Below are 15,266 nucleotides of genomic sequence, written 5' to 3'. Positions count from 1 at the left end.
GACGGCACCTGCCGAGGCGGGGCGCCGGGTGAGGGTGGTGACGGCGACCTCGCGCAGGTGGGCGAGGTCGCCGCGTCGCCGTTGACCGGCCGGTGGATCGTCCCCGGCGTGAAGGTCACCACGCCGGGCGCGAGCGGCGTTGCGGCGAAAGACATGTGCCTGTTCTCACGCGGTCCAGCGCGACGGGCCGGAGGAGGCAGCGCTGCCGCTGGCCGCAGGCCGCCAGGGTCGGCAGGGCCGTGTCGCCGGTCAGCAGACCGCGCCGGGAGATCATGCGTCGATTTCCGCGCGGCCGTGCCGCCAGTAGCCCATGAAGGCCACGCTGCGCCGGTCCATGCCGCGCTCGGCGACCAGGTGCCGCCGCAGCGTCTTGATCATCGCCGCCTCTCCCGCCAGCCAGGCATACAGCGGCCCGTACGGCGCGGCCGTCTCGTCGGGCACCTCCCACAGCACCTCGGCGTCCACGTCGACCTCCGGCAGCGAGCCCGGCTCGGTCTGCGGCGGCAGCAGTCGGCCGGCGGCGGCCCGCACGGCCGGGATCAGCGTCTCGCCGTGCGGCGCGTCCCCGCGGGCCAGCCAGGTGACCTTGACGGCGCCGCGGCTGCGGATCTCGAGGGCGTCGTCGGCGTGCGGCACCTCGAGCAGGACCTCGCCCTCGGTCCCGCTGGGCAGGCGCTCGAGGATGCCGCAGACGGCGGGCACCGCGGTCTCGTCCCCGGCGATCAGCACCGCGCCGGTGTCGGCGGGCGGCCGGAACTCCTGGCCGCCGTGCCGCTCGCCGTACCGGGCGTCGGGGCCGAAGACCACGATGGCGTCGCCCTCGCGGGCCGTCTCCGCCCAGTGCGCGGCGGGGCCACCGTCGGCGTGGACGACCATGTCCACGTCGATGGCGCGCTCGGCGTGCCGTACCTCGCGGATCGTGTAGGTGCGGATGGGGTTGCGGCGATCGTCCGGCAGCGACCGCCACCGCGTGAACCAGTCGGGGCCGGTGGGCACGTGCGCCAGGCCGTGTCCCGGCACCGGCAGGATGAGTTTGATGCGCTGGTCGAACCCGTTGTCGGCGAACAGGTGCAGGTCCTCACCCGTGAAGGTCACCCGCAGGAACGTCGGGCTCAGCCGCCGCAGCCTGTCCACCCGCACGCTGAACATGCGGAAGGGCTCGATCATCGCCACTCCTCACTTCAAGAAACTTAGGTGAGGCTAACCTAATGCGGGATGGCCGGAAAGGCCACCCCTCGCCGCTCACGCGCGTGCGGCTCCAGGACGGCCCCGGGGCGGCCGGGGTGTGGAAGGCGACGAGGGGCACGGACGCGATTTGGACGTCCGCACGAAAGCTTTCCGCTGCCAGGCGTGATTGGCTCACCTGCATGGAACTCCTACGCGAACACCCGCTGATCGACGGCCACAACGACCTGCCCTGGACGATGCGCGAGCTGGCCGGGTACGACTTCGACAAGATCGACATCGCCGGTGACACCTCCGAGCACACCCACACCGACCTGCCCAGGCTGGCGGCCGGGCAGGTGGGCGGCCAGTTCTGGTCGGTGTTCGTGCCCTCGACGCTGTCGGGCGGCGCGGCGGTGACAGCCACTCTCGAGCAGATCGACTGCGTGTTGACCATGGTGCGCCGCTACCCCGACCGGCTGGCGCTGGCCACCACGGCCGACGAGGTGGAGAGCGTCTTCGCCTCCGGCAGGGTCGCCTCGCTGATGGGCGCCGAGGGCGGCCACTCGATCGACTGCTCGCTGGCCGTGCTGCGGATGCTGTACACGCTGGGCGTGCGGTACATGACGCTGACGCACAACGACAACACACCGTGGGCCGACTCGGCCACCGACGAGCCGGTGCACAACGGGCTGTCGGAGTTCGGCGAGCAAGTCGTGCTGGAGATGAACCGGCTGGGCATGCTGGTCGACCTGTCGCACGTCTCGGCCGACACGATGCGCCACGCGCTGCGCGTCACCAGGGCGCCGGTGATCTTCTCGCACTCCTCGGCGCGGGCGGTGTGCCCGGCGCCGCGCAACGTGCCCGACGACGTGCTGGAGACCCTCGCCGCCAACGACGGCGTGTGCATGGCGGTCTTCGCGCCCGACTTCGTCTCCCAGGAGCGCTGGAACTGGCGCGAAGAGGCCGCCGAGGCCGCCCGCGCCGCCGGGCTTCGGCCGTCGGACCTGTCGGTCTTCCGGCCGTTCCTGACCGAGTGGGCCAAGGAACACCCCACGCCCAAGGCCACGCTGGAGCAGGTGGTCGCGCATGTGGAGCACCTGCGCGAGGTGGCAGGCGTCGACCACGTGGGCATCGGCGGGGACTACGACGGCTGCTCCGGCCTTCCCACCGGGCTGGAGGACGTGAGCGGGTATCCGCGCCTGTTCGAGGCACTGTCCGAGCGCGGCTGGTCGGACAAGGAGCTGGCCAAGCTGGCCGGGCGCAACGTGCTCCGCGTCATGCGCGCGGCGGAGGCGGTCGCCGATCAGGGGAAGTAGATCAACTGCAGGCGCTCGCGCGAACCATTTCGAGGAGGTCGGGGGTCGAGCGGACGTCGCCGAAGGACCGGTAGATGGTGTGCAGCGTGGCGTTGTGTTCCTGGTCGCGTGGTGCCGCGTTGGCGTCCGCGACCATGATGACCCGGAGCCCGAGTGTGGCGGCATCGCGAGCGGAGGACTCGCAACACACATTGGTGACGGTCCCGGTGATCAGCACGGTGTCGACTCCGCGCTCCTCCAGCAGGTCGGGAAGCAGGCAGCGGCCGGGGAAGAAGGCACTGGCCGCGTGCTTCTCCACCAGCACGTCACCGGGATGGATCACCAGCTCCGGCCAGAGGCGTTCGGTGAGGGGACCTGTCCCACCGGACGTGCGGTAGGTCTCGGCCGTTTCCGGGCCGTAGAACTCATCGAGTACCGGCGTCCGTTCGCCGACCGCGGGCAGGACCCAGGCGACCGTACCGCCCGCCGCTCGCAGGGCGTCGGCGAGGCTGCTGATGTTGGGCACGATGCCGCGGCAGTAGGGGCTGTCGGACACGAAGAACGGCACCATGTCGATCACCACCAGGGCGGTCCTAGCCGGGACGAGGTCCATGAACGCGAACCGGCGGCCCCGGCGAGCCTCGTGCCGGGCGTACTCCCGAGGGTCGATCCGCCACTCGTGCTGCCGCACCTCGACATCCGGCCGCATGGTTCCACCATCCCTGTGACAACTCATCCGCAGACGATCATGGCAGAGGCCGAGTCTCGCCGCGGCTGCCGAGGCCTGCCTCGCGGGCGCGCGCCGCCGCCTGCGTGCGGTCGGCGACCCGCAGTTTGGCGAAGATGTTGGAGACGTGGTTGCGGATGGTTTTGTCGCTCACGAACAGCCGCCGGGCGATCGTCGTCGTACATGGTCAGCACCAGCATCGCCACGTCGGGGGCGGCGGCGGTCAGCTCGCGGGTGGCCTCGACGCCGTGCAGGCCCGGCATGTGCAGATCCATGAGGACGACGTCCCGTCTCGAGAGCGTCCGACACCATGGAACGGCCGTCGGCGGTCTCGCCGACGATGGTGATGTCGTCGAGATCGGCCAGGCCCGCACGCACGCCGTAACGGAACATGGGGTGGTCGTCGGCGATCAGCACACGGATCGTCATGGCAGCCTCGCCAGGGGCAGGGTCACCGACACCAGCGTGCCTCCGGCGTCCGCGTCGCTGATTCCCGATCACGCTGGGAAACGGCCGAGCCCCGCGGCGGGCATGCCGCGGGGCTGGGGCCGTGAGGCCGGGCTAGATGCGGTGGGTGGTCCAGAAGGACGTCAGGTCGATCGTGGTGGCGGCTTGGGCGGCGGCCTTGAAGTCGGCCGGCGTGGAGATGCCGTACCAGTGGGAGGCCGCGTAGTCATGCAGGAGCGTCTGCATGGTCGTGGACCCGATCAGGCGGCGCAGGTCGTGCAGGGCGCACTTGCCGTAGGTGTAGACGACCGTGCCGTACCTGCTCGAATGGGCGTCCCAGTAGGCCATCGAGTTGCTGATCCGCTCGGCTGACGACGACCAGGTGACGCTGTTCCAGCAGTTCGTGCCGCTGATGCCCCGGTACAGGTCGGTGGAGTAGTCGGCGAAGGACTCGTCGAGCCAGGGGGAGTTGTACTCGTCGTCGCCGACGATGCCGTACCACCACTGGTGGGCCAGCTCATGCGCCAGCGCGGTGGAGCTGACCAGGTCGAGTATGAACCCCGGGTACTCCATCCCGCCGAACCAGAAGTTGTTGTCCAGCACGACGTCCACCTCGCCATAGGGGTACGCGCCGAAGCGGCCGGCGTGGGCGACGAGCGCGTTCTTGGCGGTGTTCATCATCGAGTTGGCGCTGCCGGAGCCGATGCCGCTGACGCGGTAGACGTTCACCGTGACGCCCGTGGTGGTCGTGCCGGTGGTCTTGGTGAACGGCCCGGCCGCCCAGGCGAACTCGCGCACGTGCGAGGCGGTCGCGGTCGTGATCGTGCGGCCGGCGCCGCCCGGGGTGTCCACGGAGGTACCGGTCGCGGGCACGAGCAGCGAGCTCGGGTGGTCCAGGGTGACGCTGTAGTCGCTGGCGAGCTGGTAGAAGGACTCGCCGTTGTTGGTGTACGGGTCCAGATGCCACCCGGCACCATCCCGTACGGCCAGCACGGGCAGCGCGTTGCCGATGAAGCTGTAGGAGCCGTCGTGGCCGAACCGGTCGGCGCCGCTGGGCACGACGATGCCGAGGTCGAAGCCGACCGAGCCGCTCTGTCCCTGGGCGAGCGGGGCGGGGAGCGTGATCTTGAGCGCCGTGCAGGAGACGCTCAGCGGGCTCGGGGTGCCGCCGGTGACGTTGGTGACCGTGATCGGCGTGGACGGGCAGCTGCCGTGGTAGTTGTCCCACAGGCGCAGGTAGACCTCGTTGAGGGGATCGGCCGACAGGTTGGTGAAGGCGATGCTCTCGTGGCCGGTCCAGGTGGTGCCGGAGGAGTTGCTGGTGAGGCTGACGGTGTACGACGACGAGCCCGGTGTACGGGTCGCGTCGGCCGCGTGGGCGGCGGCGGGGAGTCCGGCGAGTAATAACGCGGCGATCGTGAGGAACATCAGTGTTCTTCGGATCATGGGCTCGCTCCTTGTGTGACGCTGGGGCCCCCGATCTGCCGACGAAACGTAACTTCCTTGGTCATCCGGGTCAATATCACTGTCAGGAAGTGTTATGAGCCCCGCCCGCCACCAGGTCCAGGACCTCGGCCCGGGACAGCGAGCGGCCCCGCTGGAACGTCGCCCTCGTCGTCCAGGCCGGCCAGCATGGCCACGCCACGATCCACCGTGCTGTGGTGGTCGCCCGACTCCAGGTCGATCTTCATGATCATCCAGTCGACCGAGGCGCGGACGAATCCGTGCCCGCATTCCTGGGCGGCCGCCCCCGCCTGGGCGAGCCGCTGCCGCGCCGTACCCGCGCTCTGATCAGGACCTTGGCCGGACGCTCGCGCTCCAGGGCCTTACGCAACGTCGACACGTAGGCGTGCAGCGTCCCCGTCGACACGGCGGCGTCCGGCCCCCACACCTCGTGCAGGATCCTGTCCTCGGACACGGCGCTGCCGCGAGCCGCGACCAGTACGGCGAGCACCGCCCGCTGGCGCGGCCCGCCAAGCGTGACGGGCCGACCCGCGACCGTCGCGGTCATCGGCCCGAGCACTCCAACGCTGACCTCGGCCATCCCCACCCCTTGCTACACGCCGCAAGGATGGTAGCCGGAGGTGGGTTCAGCGCAGCAACCCCGCCGGGTCCCAGGCGTCCTTGATCTCGGCGAGCCTGGCCGCGGCCTCGGGCGTCCTGGCCGCGGGGGCTACGCCACGCATGGTGGGCAGCCCCGCCCCGAGCGTCCACGGCGCCATGGTCGTGAACAGGCCGGACCCGGACGGCGGGGCCACCGCGAACAGGGTGTAGGCGGCGTGCCGTACGTCGAGCGCGTTCGCGTGCCGGGGCGCGCGGGCGAGCGCCCCGCCCAGCCGGCGCAGCTCCGCCAGGAAGGGGGCGTCGGCCGCCTCGGGGCCCGCGGCCGACAGCAGCGCCTCGATCGCCTCGTCAGGCAGCGCGGGCAGCAGGTCGCCGCGCTCCCAGACGGGCATCGGCGCGGTCGGGTCGTTGTGGATCGCACCGAACGCGGTCAGCGGCAGCTCCCCTACCGTGTCGAGGATGACCTCGGCGGCCGCCCGCATCGGCGCGAGCAGCCTGGCCCCCTCGGCCGGATCACCCGGGTAGGCGTAGCGCAGCGCCACGACGAACCGGCCCCGCAGCGGCTCGGGCAGCTGCGGCACGTCGGGGAGCCGCTGCAGCGCCAGCGAGCCGCACGCCGCGTCGGGCAGCCGGTCGTCGTTCCAGTCGCGGAAGGCCCGCAGCACCTCGGCAGCGCGCTCACCGGGGTAGAAGACGGTCCCGCCGTACAGGCTGGAGACGGGCGACAGGCCGATCTCCACGGCGGTCACGACGCCGAGCCCGCCTCCGCCGCCGCGCAGCGCCCAGAACAGGTCCTCGTGATGGTCGGCGTCCACCCGCCGGTGCGTCCCGTCGGCGGTCACCAGCTCCAGGGCGCGCACGTGGTCGGCGGCGAAGCCCAAGGCGCGGCCCAGCGGGCTGAGCCCGCCGCCCAGCAGGTAGCCCACGACGCCCACGTGGGGCGCCGCCCCCGCGGGAGGCATCAGCCCGAACGGCGCGCACGCCTCGACCACCTCGCCCCAGCGGTTGCCCGCGCCGACCCGCACGGTCCTGGCCTGCGGGTCGACGGAGATCTCCGTGATACGGGAGGTGTTGATCACCAGGGCGCCGTCCATGCCGCCGGGAACCGCGCCGTGCCCGGTGGACGTGACGGCCACGGCGAAGCCCTGCTCGGCGGCGAAACTCACCGCGGCGGCCACGTCCTGCCGGTCCAGCGCGCCCACGACGAGCGCGGGCCGCGCGTTCACAGTCGTGTTGAACGTGACCGTCTCGGCCTCGAAGCCGGGATCGCTCGGCCCGAACACCGGGCCGGCGACCAGTTCCCGCAACTGTTTCACTGTTAGTTCGATGTCACTCACGTGACTATTTATGCCAGATGCCGCTTGAAGTCGGATTCAAAGCGGCTAGGACCTCCTCAAGGAGAGCGGCGGGATGCGGTCCTTCCAGGGCATGGCCTGCTCCAGGTGGGAGGCGATCTGAAGGAGCAGGTCCTCGCGGGCGTACGGCGCGACGATCTGGACCCCGATCGGCAGCCCACCGGTGCTGTGACCCAGCGGGAGACTGATCGCGGGGTGCCCGGTGACGTTGAAGAGCGTCGTGAAGGGCCCGTAGGCGGCCAGGGACTCCAGCCAGCTCGTCACCGTGTGTGCGGGATCGTCGTACCGGAGCGTCCCGTGCGGTGCCGGGAGTTGGCCGAGCGTGGGCGTGACGAGCAGGTCGTACTCGGTCAGGAAGGCGCCCACCGAGCGCGTCACCCGGTTCTGCGCGTCGAAGGCCACCAGCAGGTCCAGCGCGCTGAACTCCTTGGCCAGCTCGACGAAGCGCCGCGAGACCGCCTCCAGCCGGGACGGGTCCGGCTGGCGTGGCGCCAGCAGGAGGTTGGAGGTGATGGCGACGCCCTCGGCGACCAAGGACAGGGTGACCGCGTCCCAGTCGACGGCGGGGCTCGCCTCGCTGACGTGGTGCCCGAGGTCCTCGAGCACCCGGCCCACCTGCAGGGTGGCCGCGGCGACCTCGGCGTCGACCGCCGTACCCGACCAGGCCGAGGCGGTGACCGCCACCCGCAGCCGCCCGGGGTCGACGCCGAGCTCGGCCGCATAGGCTCGGCGCGGAGGCGGCGCCGTGTACTTGTCGCCGACGCCTGGGCCGTGCACGGCGTCCAGGAGGTGGGCGGTGTCGCGCACCGTGCGGGTCAGGACGAACTCGTAGGACATGCCGAGCATCGCCTCGCCCGCGTCAGGACCAGGCGTGATCCGGCCCCTGCTGGGCTTGAGCCCGACCAGCCCGCAGCACGAGGCCGGGATCCTGGTGGACCCCGAGCCGTCGCTGGCGTGCGCCACCGGCACGGCCCCGGCGGCGACCAGGGCGGCGGCGCCACCGCTCGAGCCCCCGGCGCCCCGGGTCAGGTCCCACGGGTTGCGGGTCGGCCCGTGCTTGACCGGCTCGGTGGAGAAGCTGAGACACAGCTCCGGCACCGTGGTGAGGCCCAGCGTGACCAGCCCTGCGGCACGGAAGCGGGCCATCAGCTCGGTGTCGTGCCGCGGGACCACGCCGGGGATGGCGCGGCTGCCGAGGAAGAACGGCACGCCCGCGGCTACCGGCCCGTGGTCCTTGATCAGGAACGGCACCCCGGCCAGGGGCCCGTCCTCCGCGTGCTCGAGCGCCGGTGAGAACACCGGCATGGCCAGGCCGTTCACCTGCTCGTTGACCGCGGCAAGAGCCTGCCGGGCGGCGGCCTCGACCTCGCCGGCGGTCACCTCGCCCGAGCCGATGAGCTCGCGGATGCCGATGGCGTCATGACTTGCGTATTCGTGGATGTCCATAGCTCTCTTCGATCAGGGGATGGGCAGCGTTCAGCGCCGCCAGGGGTATCTGCCGGTGATCGAAGGACTTCTAAGCTCGGTACATCACCGCCCATGGTCGCAGCCTGAGCCTCGGCCGTCGACCGAATTTCAGGGCAGCGGGATCCCCAGGGCTTCGAGCTCCGTGTGGGCCTCGTCGGCCCGGTCGGGGAGCAGCAGCAGCGTGCAGGCGCGTTCTGCGCGGGCGTCGAGGCGTTCCCAGGCCTCGATCGACGCGGTGAGCGCGCCGGTGTCGGCGTGGAGGCGGCCGGTGGCGCGGGCCAGGCAGGCGGCCGCCCACTCGTTCTGCTCGGCTGCCCGCGCGGCGCTCGACAGGCGCTCGGCAGCGTCGGGCAGCCCGGAGACGACGGCCAGTTCCGCCGCCGCCGCTTGGGCGTACGCCGTGTACGGGTCACCGGGAACGACAGCAGGGTCGGCAGGGACTGGCTGACTGGTGTGGATGGCCAGCCGTACGTCGGCGAACAAGGCGACCGCCGGCCTGGCCGCACCGGCGACCTGCGCGGTTCTGGCCCGCCACAGCGCCAGCGACCCGTGATCCCCGAGCAGGCCGTACGCGAGCGCGGTCATGGCCACCGCCGGAGCCATCCAGGACGGGTTCGGCCGGCCCGCGCGTTCCCACTCCTCCCACATCCTGGCGGCGTGCTCGAGCCCCTCGTGCAGCCGCCCGGTCAGCACGAGCGGCGGGACCAGCCGGCTGACGGTGACGTACGACTGGCTCATCAGGTCGTCGTTCAGCCCGGCCAGGGCCGCGGACCTCGCGCCGGGCAGGTCCCCGGCCGTGATCGCGTACAGGCAGGCCCGGCCGTAGGTGTTGCAGATCTCCGGGGCGTAGTAGGGGTCGTCGCGGTCCATCAGCGCCAGCGCGGACAGCCGCTGCTGTGTGACGCGATGCGCCTCCCGCGGCCGCCCCGCGTGCAGCGCGGCCGTGCCGACCGCGCACAGCGCCGCGCTCACCGCCGCCGGGTCCCCCGTGGGCTCCGCCACCTCGAGCGCGGCCCGGGCGAGCCGCGCGTCAGGGGCGTCGCCAGGTCCTGCCATCCACGCCGCCGCGATGGCCAGGCTCGCGGCCACGGAGAGGTCTGTACGGTCCCCCACCCGCTCGGCCTCGCCGAAGAGCGCGACCAGGCGTTCACGTGGCGCGGGAACGTGGTAGCGGCACGCCGTCTCCACCGCCCTGGCCAGGTCGATCGCCCGGCCGTCGCCGGCCTGCGAGGCCGCGGCCACGAGCAGGTCGAAGACCTGCTGGGTCGACATGGTGCCGACGTGCGCGCATCCGGCTGCCGCCCGCAGATCGCGGGCCGCGTCCGCGGGGGTGGTCGCGTGCGTGGCGGCCAGCCGGTAGTGCCCGAGGGACTCCATCAGGTGCCGCCGCGCGTACGTGAGGTGCGCCAGCGCGCGGGCGAGCCGATGGGCCGTCGGATCGGGCCCTGGCGGCGCGGCGGCCAGTGCCGCGCGCAGGTCGGCCACGGTGGCGTCGAAGTCGTCGCGCCACGCACCGTCGAGCCGATCCTCCAGCGCCGTCGCGGTCGCGGCGGCCCAGCGGAGGTGACGCGCCCGGGTCTCCTCCTGCTCTCCGGCGAGTTCCAGCCGCTCGACGGCGTAGGCGCGCACCACCTCCAGCAGCCGCCAGCGGCTGGGAGTGCCTCTCAGGTGGACGACTAGGCTCTTGTCCACGAGGCGGCCGAGCACGTCGGCCCGCTCCCCCGTGATCTCGATGGCGGCGGCCAGGTCGAAGGCCCCCACGAACACGCCGAGCCGGCGGAACAGCCGCTGCTCCTCCTCGTCGAGCAGGTCGTGACTCCACCCGATCACGCCGCGCAGCGACCGGTGCCGCTCGTCACCGCCCCGCCGGCCCGACAGCAGGCGCAGCGCGTCCTCCAGCGCGGCGAGCAGCCCGCTCCCGCCGAGCGAGGCACTGCGGGCGGCGGCGAGCTCGATGGCGAGCGGGACGCCGTCGAGCCGGGCGCACAGCTCCGCGACCACCGCCGCGTCGGCCACGAAGCCCGGGTCGGCGGCCAGCGCGCGGTCGTGGAACAGCCGCTCGGCGTCCGGGACGACCAGCGGCTCCACCGGCACGGTGCGTTCGCCGGGGACGCCCAGGCGCTCGCGGCTGGTCACCAGGATCCGCGTGCCCGGGCAGGCTGCGAGGATCTGTTCGGCCAAGCCGGCCGCCTCGTCGATCACGTGCTCGCAGTTGTCCAGCACGAGCAGCGACCTGCCGTCGCCCAGATGCGCCGCGACGGCCTCCGCCAGCGGCTGGTGCGATCCCTCCGTCACGCCGAGCACGGTCGCCACGGCCCGCGCGACGAACCCGTCACGGACCGGCACCAGGTCCACGAACGCTCCCCCGGACGGGAAGGCAGGGCCGGCCGCCTCGGCGACCTCCACCGCCAGCCGGGTCTTGCCCACGCCACCGGGGCCGAGCAGCGTCACCAGCCGCCCGCCGTCGAGGGCCGCGAGCACCGACGCCCGGTCCTCGTCACGGCCGACGAAGCTGGTACGGCCGGCCGGCAGCCCGGCGAGGCGGCCGGGATCGGGTCCGCCCGGCCGGATCTGGCGGCCGAGCTCGGCCAGCGCGGACCGGTCGGCGACACCGTACTTGCGCAGCAGAGCCGAGACGTGGCTCTCGACCGTGCGGACGGAAATGTGCAGGCGGTGGGCGATCTGGGCGTTGGTCAGACGCGCTCCCAGCGCGGCGAGCACGTCCGCCTCGCGCTCCGATATCGGACCCACTCGCGTCCCCGTTCCGTGCCGAATCAGTGGTCGGCCCGTGGTGCCGCCGTGCCGGACACGGATCACCGCGGATGCCCGCGCGCCGGAAGCTGGCCAGGACGCCAACCACTCGATGAGGAGATGTCATGACCATCGAACCACTCATCTCCGCCGTCCGAGACGCGGTCGGCAAAGGGACCGACTGGCACGACACCGCCCACTACGTGGCCGAGGAGCTCCGCCGCCACCTTCCCTTCCCCGACATGCTCACCACGGAACAGCGCGCCCAAGGCAGCCATCTGCTCCACGTCGAGCCCGACGGGACGTTCTCGATGGTGGCGATCGTCTGGCGCCCGGGGCAGGAGACGCGCATCCACGACCACGTCACGTGGTGCGTGTTCGGGGTGCTCCAGGGCGTGGAGCACGAGGACCTGTTCACCCTCGCCGAGGACGGATCGTCCCTGGTCGAGGCCGGGGTGAACGCCAACCTCACCCGCGAAGTCAGCGGGTTCGCGCCGCCCGGGGACATCCACCGGCTCCGCAACACGAGCGAGGAGACAACGATCTCGCTGCACATCTACGGGACCGATCTGTCGAGGATCGGCTCCAGCGTCCGCCGCTACTACGACCTTCCCGTGACCACCTGACAGGAGACCACGCCATGCACACCACGACGTCCGCCGACGGCACCACCATCGCCTACGACCGCCACGGCCAGGGGCCCGCCCTCGTCATCATCGGGGCAGGCCCGGTCGACCGGTCGGCCAACAGCGCCCTGGCCGAGCTGCTCGGCGCGCACTTCACCGTCTACAACTACGACCGCCGTGGCCGCGGCGACAGCGGGGACACCCAGCCGTACTCCGAGCAGCGGGAGTTCGAGGACCTCCGGGCCGTGATCGACGCGGCCGGCGGGTCGGCCGCCGTGTTCGGCTCGTCCGGCGGCGCCGTCATCGCGCTGGAGGCCGTCGCCCGCGGGTTGAACATCACGAAGCTGGTCGTGTGGGAGCCGCCGTACATCCTGCCCGGCACCCGCCCGCCCGTGCCCGCCGACTACCGGCAGCGGCTGGTGGCCCTGCTCGCCGAGGGCCGGCGCGGCGACATGGTCGAGCTGTTCTTCGTCAGCGCCGTCGAGCTTCCCGGCGAGTTCGTCGCTCAGCTGCGGCAGTCGCCGTTCTGGGCGGACATGGAGAAGATCGCGCACGCGCTGGTGTACGACGCCACGCTGATCGGGGACTCCTCGATGCCCACCGACCGGCTGGCCACGGTGACGGTGCCGACTCTGGTCGTGGACGGCGGCACGATCCCGTGGATGAGCGCCGCGGCCGACGCGCTGGCCACCGTACTGCCCGACGCGCGGCGGCGGACGCTGGCCGGCCAGCCGCACAACTTCGACCCCGCGACCATGGCCGGACTGCTCGCAGAGAGTTCGTCATGAGAAAGCTGGTCGTGGTCGAGTTCGTGACGCTCGACGGCGTCGTCCAGGCGCCCGGCGGCTCGCGCGAGGATCTCGACGGCGGGTTCGAGCACGGCGGCTGGTCGGGCCCGTTCATGGCCGAGCACGACACGTACGCCACTCCCCTCTACGCCGGCGCGGGCGCGTTCCTGTTCGGGCGGCGCACCTACGACATCTGGGCCGCCGTCTGGCCCAAACTGGACGATCCGATCGCCGCCGCGCTGAACGGCCGGCCGAAGTACGTGGTGTCCACCACGCTGGCGGAGGCCGCCTGGAGCGGCACCACGGTGATCCGGACCGACGTGGCCGAGACCGTGGCAGGGCTCAAGGAGCAGCCGGGCGAATACCTCCTCGTGCCCGGCAGCTCGGAACTCGCGTGGACGCTGATGGAGCACGGCCTGGTCGACCAGTATCAGCTGTGGCTGCACCCCGTCGTCGTCGGACGCGGCAAGCGGTTGTTCGCCGACGGCGGCCCTCCGCTCGGCCTGAGCCTCGTCGACGCAAGGATCACCGCGGGCGGCCTGGTGATCACCACCTACGAGCCCCGCCGGCCCTGAAGACCCGGCTAACAATCGAATAACCGCAGTTTAGAGAGGGTCTGCTGGGGGACACCCGCCTAAGCGTGTCAAAAATCCGATATGCCGCAAAGCGGGTGTTGCCCCATGCCTGTGAGCCTGCCGTTTCTCGGCCGCGACATGGCGGTCGATCTGGGAACCGCGAACACTCTGGTCTGTGTACGCGACCGCGGGATCGTCCTCGACGAGCCGTCGGTCGTGGCGATCAATACGCGTAACGACCGGATCGTGGCCGTGGGATCCGAAGCGAAACGGATGATCGGGCGAACACCCGGCTACATCACCGCCATCCGGCCGCTCAAGGATGGCGTGATCACCGATCTCGAGGTGGCGGAGCGGATGCTGCGCTACTTCATCCTCAAGGTGCACCACCGCCGCTATCTGGTGCAGCCGCGGGTCGTGGTGGCGGTGCCCAGCGGCACCACCGGCGTGGAGCAGCGCGCGGTCAAGGAGGCCGCGCTGCAGGCGGGCGCCAGACGCGTGTACCTCATCGAGGAGCCGATGGCCGCGGCGATCGGCTCAGGGCTGCCGGTGCACGAGCCCGCGGGCAGCATGGTGGTCGACGTGGGAGGCGGCACCACCGAGGTCGCGGTGGTCTCGATGGGCGGCATCGTCACCGCCTGCTCGATCCGGGTCGGCGGCGACGAGCTCGACCAGGCGATCATCTCGCACATCAAGAAGGAGCACGCGCTGCTGCTCGGCGAGCGGACCGCCGAGCAGCTCAAGATGAGGATCGGCTCGGCCAGCCCCGCCTGCGACGAGCCCGACACGGAGATCAGGGGCCGCGACCTGGTCACCGGGCTGCCCAAGAACGTGCGCATCACCTCCCAGGAGGTGCGTGAGGCGATGAGCGAGCCGCTCAACGCCATCGTCGACGCCGTGCAGACCACGCTGGACCAATGCCCGCCGGAGCTGGCCGGCGACCTGATGGACACCGGGATCGCGCTCACCGGTGGTGGAGGGTTACTGCGCGGCCTGGACGTACGGCTAGCCGAGGCCACCGGCATGCCGATCAAGCTGGTGGCCGACCCGCTTCGCTCGGTGGTGCTCGGCGCCGGGCAGTGCATCGAGCAGTTCGGCCGGCTCCAAGAGGTGTTCGTGCCGGCGCCACGTCACTGACCAGCTCGGGAGGAAGTGGAAGTCATGCGGGGGCGCCTGGTGGCCGGCGCGCTGGTGGCGGCCGCCGTGGTACTGATCGCCTCGGACGCGTTAATCGGCCTGGATCCGCTGACCTCGGCGGGCGCGACCCTGGCCGGGCCGGTTGAGCGGCTGCTCGGCCGCTCCCCTACCGACGCCCAGGTAAGGGCGCTGGAGCAGGACAACACCCGGCTCAGGGCCGCGCTGTGGACGGGTTCGCCGCCGCGGCAGGTCCGCGAGGGGACGGTCACCGCTCAGGTCGTCGCGTACGGCGGGCGGCAGGCATACGCCGACACCGTCACCATCGACGCGGGCACCCGCCAGGGGGTACGCCGGGACCTGACCGTGCTCGACCGCGACGGGCTGATCGGCCGGGTGATCGCCGTCGGACCCGATACGGCCACGGTCCTGCTGGCCATCGACGCGACCGCGACGATCGGCGCCCGGCTGGCCGGCAGCGGCGAGATCGGCACGGTCACCGGCACGGGACTTCGCGGTACCGGGCTGCTGCGACTCCGCGTGCTCAACTCCCGCGCCGACGTGCGCCCAGGCCAGCAGGTGCTGACCTACGGCTCCCGCAAGGCCCTGCCGTACGCGCCGGGCGTGCCGATCGGCACCGTGACCGAGGTCGAGTCCACCTCCGACCCGCTGACCCGCACCGCGCTGGTACGGCCCGCGGCCCGCTTCACCGCGCTCGACGTGGTGGGCGTGGTGGTGCCGCCATGAGGATCGCCCTGGTGGTCGTGCTGGTGCCCCTGCTGCAGGTCATGCTGGCCAATCGGCTGCCGTGGCCCGGCGGGGTGACGCCCGATCTGAGCATGCCGGTGGCGCTGGCGCTGGGACGCATTC

General features: G+C 72.0%; 15 protein-coding genes. 6 read left to right on the top strand and 9 right to left on the bottom strand.

What is annotated here, in order from left to right:
• Positions 1-270: 270 nt before the first annotated feature.
• Positions 271-1,167: a siderophore-interacting protein gene (locus ACIBHX_RS02410; protein WP_397063458.1), complete on the bottom strand. Its 897-nt coding sequence runs from the start codon at positions 1,165-1,167 to the stop codon at positions 271-273.
• A 200-nt stretch (positions 1,168-1,367) separates the two neighbouring features.
• On the opposite strand from ACIBHX_RS02410, the gene ACIBHX_RS02405 reads away from it, so the two are divergent.
• Complete coding sequence (locus ACIBHX_RS02405) at positions 1,368-2,483, top strand: dipeptidase (protein WP_397063457.1); 1,116 nt, start codon at positions 1,368-1,370, stop codon at positions 2,481-2,483.
• A gap of 1 nt (position 2,484) precedes the next feature.
• On the opposite strand, the gene ACIBHX_RS02400 is transcribed toward ACIBHX_RS02405, so the two are convergent.
• The 8 genes from ACIBHX_RS02400 to ACIBHX_RS02365 all read right to left on the bottom strand — a co-directional run bounded on the left by ACIBHX_RS02400 (position 2,485) and on the right by ACIBHX_RS02365 (position 11,273).
• A complete protein-coding gene (locus ACIBHX_RS02400; RefSeq protein ID WP_397063455.1) occupies positions 2,485-3,171 on the bottom strand; it encodes an isochorismatase family protein in 687 nt (228 codons plus the stop codon).
• A 37-nt stretch (positions 3,172-3,208) separates the two neighbouring features.
• Positions 3,209-3,343 (bottom strand): LuxR C-terminal-related transcriptional regulator, encoded by a 135-nt coding sequence (locus ACIBHX_RS02395; RefSeq protein ID WP_397063453.1) that lies wholly within the window; start codon positions 3,341-3,343, stop codon positions 3,209-3,211.
• A gap of 407 nt (positions 3,344-3,750) precedes the next feature.
• On the bottom strand, positions 3,751-5,082 hold the full coding sequence (locus ACIBHX_RS02390; RefSeq protein ID WP_397063452.1) for a M1 family metallopeptidase: 1,332 nt from the start codon (positions 5,080-5,082) through the stop codon (positions 3,751-3,753).
• A gap of 92 nt (positions 5,083-5,174) precedes the next feature.
• Complete coding sequence (locus ACIBHX_RS02385; RefSeq protein WP_397063450.1) at positions 5,175-5,333, bottom strand: hypothetical protein; 159 nt, start codon at positions 5,331-5,333, stop codon at positions 5,175-5,177.
• Positions 5,330-5,680 carry a winged helix-turn-helix domain-containing protein gene (locus ACIBHX_RS02380; protein WP_397063448.1) on the bottom strand — a complete coding sequence of 117 codons (351 nt, stop codon included), beginning with the start codon at positions 5,678-5,680 and terminating at the stop codon, positions 5,330-5,332. Before ACIBHX_RS02380 ends, ACIBHX_RS02385 begins: the two co-directional genes overlap by 4 nt.
• A 46-nt stretch (positions 5,681-5,726) precedes the next feature.
• On the bottom strand, positions 5,727-7,037 hold the full coding sequence (locus ACIBHX_RS02375; RefSeq protein ID WP_397063446.1) for an FAD-binding oxidoreductase: 1,311 nt from the start codon (positions 7,035-7,037) through the stop codon (positions 5,727-5,729).
• Positions 7,038-7,082: 45 nt separating this feature from the next.
• Positions 7,083-8,501 (bottom strand): amidase, encoded by a 1,419-nt coding sequence (locus ACIBHX_RS02370; protein ID WP_397063444.1) that lies wholly within the window; start codon positions 8,499-8,501, stop codon positions 7,083-7,085.
• 129 nt (positions 8,502-8,630) lie between these two features.
• Entirely contained in the window at positions 8,631-11,273 is a 2,643-nt protein-coding gene (locus ACIBHX_RS02365; protein WP_397063442.1) for an ATP-binding protein, read from the bottom strand.
• Positions 11,274-11,398: 125 nt separating this feature from the next.
• On the opposite strand from ACIBHX_RS02365, the gene ACIBHX_RS02360 reads away from it, so the two are divergent.
• The 5 genes from ACIBHX_RS02360 to mreC all read left to right on the top strand — a co-directional run bounded on the left by ACIBHX_RS02360 (position 11,399) and on the right by mreC (position 15,143).
• Complete coding sequence (locus tag ACIBHX_RS02360; protein ID WP_397063440.1) at positions 11,399-11,899, top strand: cysteine dioxygenase; 501 nt, start codon at positions 11,399-11,401, stop codon at positions 11,897-11,899.
• Positions 11,900-11,913: 14 nt separating this feature from the next.
• Positions 11,914-12,687 (top strand): alpha/beta fold hydrolase, encoded by a 774-nt coding sequence (locus tag ACIBHX_RS02355; RefSeq protein ID WP_397063438.1) that lies wholly within the window; start codon positions 11,914-11,916, stop codon positions 12,685-12,687.
• Complete coding sequence (locus ACIBHX_RS02350; RefSeq protein WP_397063436.1) at positions 12,684-13,262, top strand: dihydrofolate reductase family protein; 579 nt, start codon at positions 12,684-12,686, stop codon at positions 13,260-13,262. Before ACIBHX_RS02355 ends, ACIBHX_RS02350 begins: the two co-directional genes overlap by 4 nt.
• Before the next feature lie 105 nt (positions 13,263-13,367).
• Positions 13,368-14,399, top strand: coding sequence for a rod shape-determining protein (locus tag ACIBHX_RS02345; RefSeq protein ID WP_397063434.1), 1,032 nt, complete (start codon positions 13,368-13,370; stop codon positions 14,397-14,399).
• Positions 14,400-14,423: 24 nt separating this feature from the next.
• Positions 14,424-15,143 (top strand): rod shape-determining protein MreC, encoded by a 720-nt coding sequence (mreC, locus tag ACIBHX_RS02340; RefSeq protein WP_397063432.1) that lies wholly within the window; start codon positions 14,424-14,426, stop codon positions 15,141-15,143.
• Positions 15,144-15,266 lie beyond the last annotated feature (123 nt).

The sequence above is a fragment of the Nonomuraea sp. NPDC050536 genome (assembly GCF_044457685.1).
In the GTDB taxonomy this organism is placed as follows: Bacteria; Actinomycetota; Actinomycetes; order Streptosporangiales; family Streptosporangiaceae; genus Nonomuraea.
The sequence above is the reverse complement of the archived record's forward strand: the minus strand, read 5'-3'. Positions and strand labels throughout refer to the sequence as shown.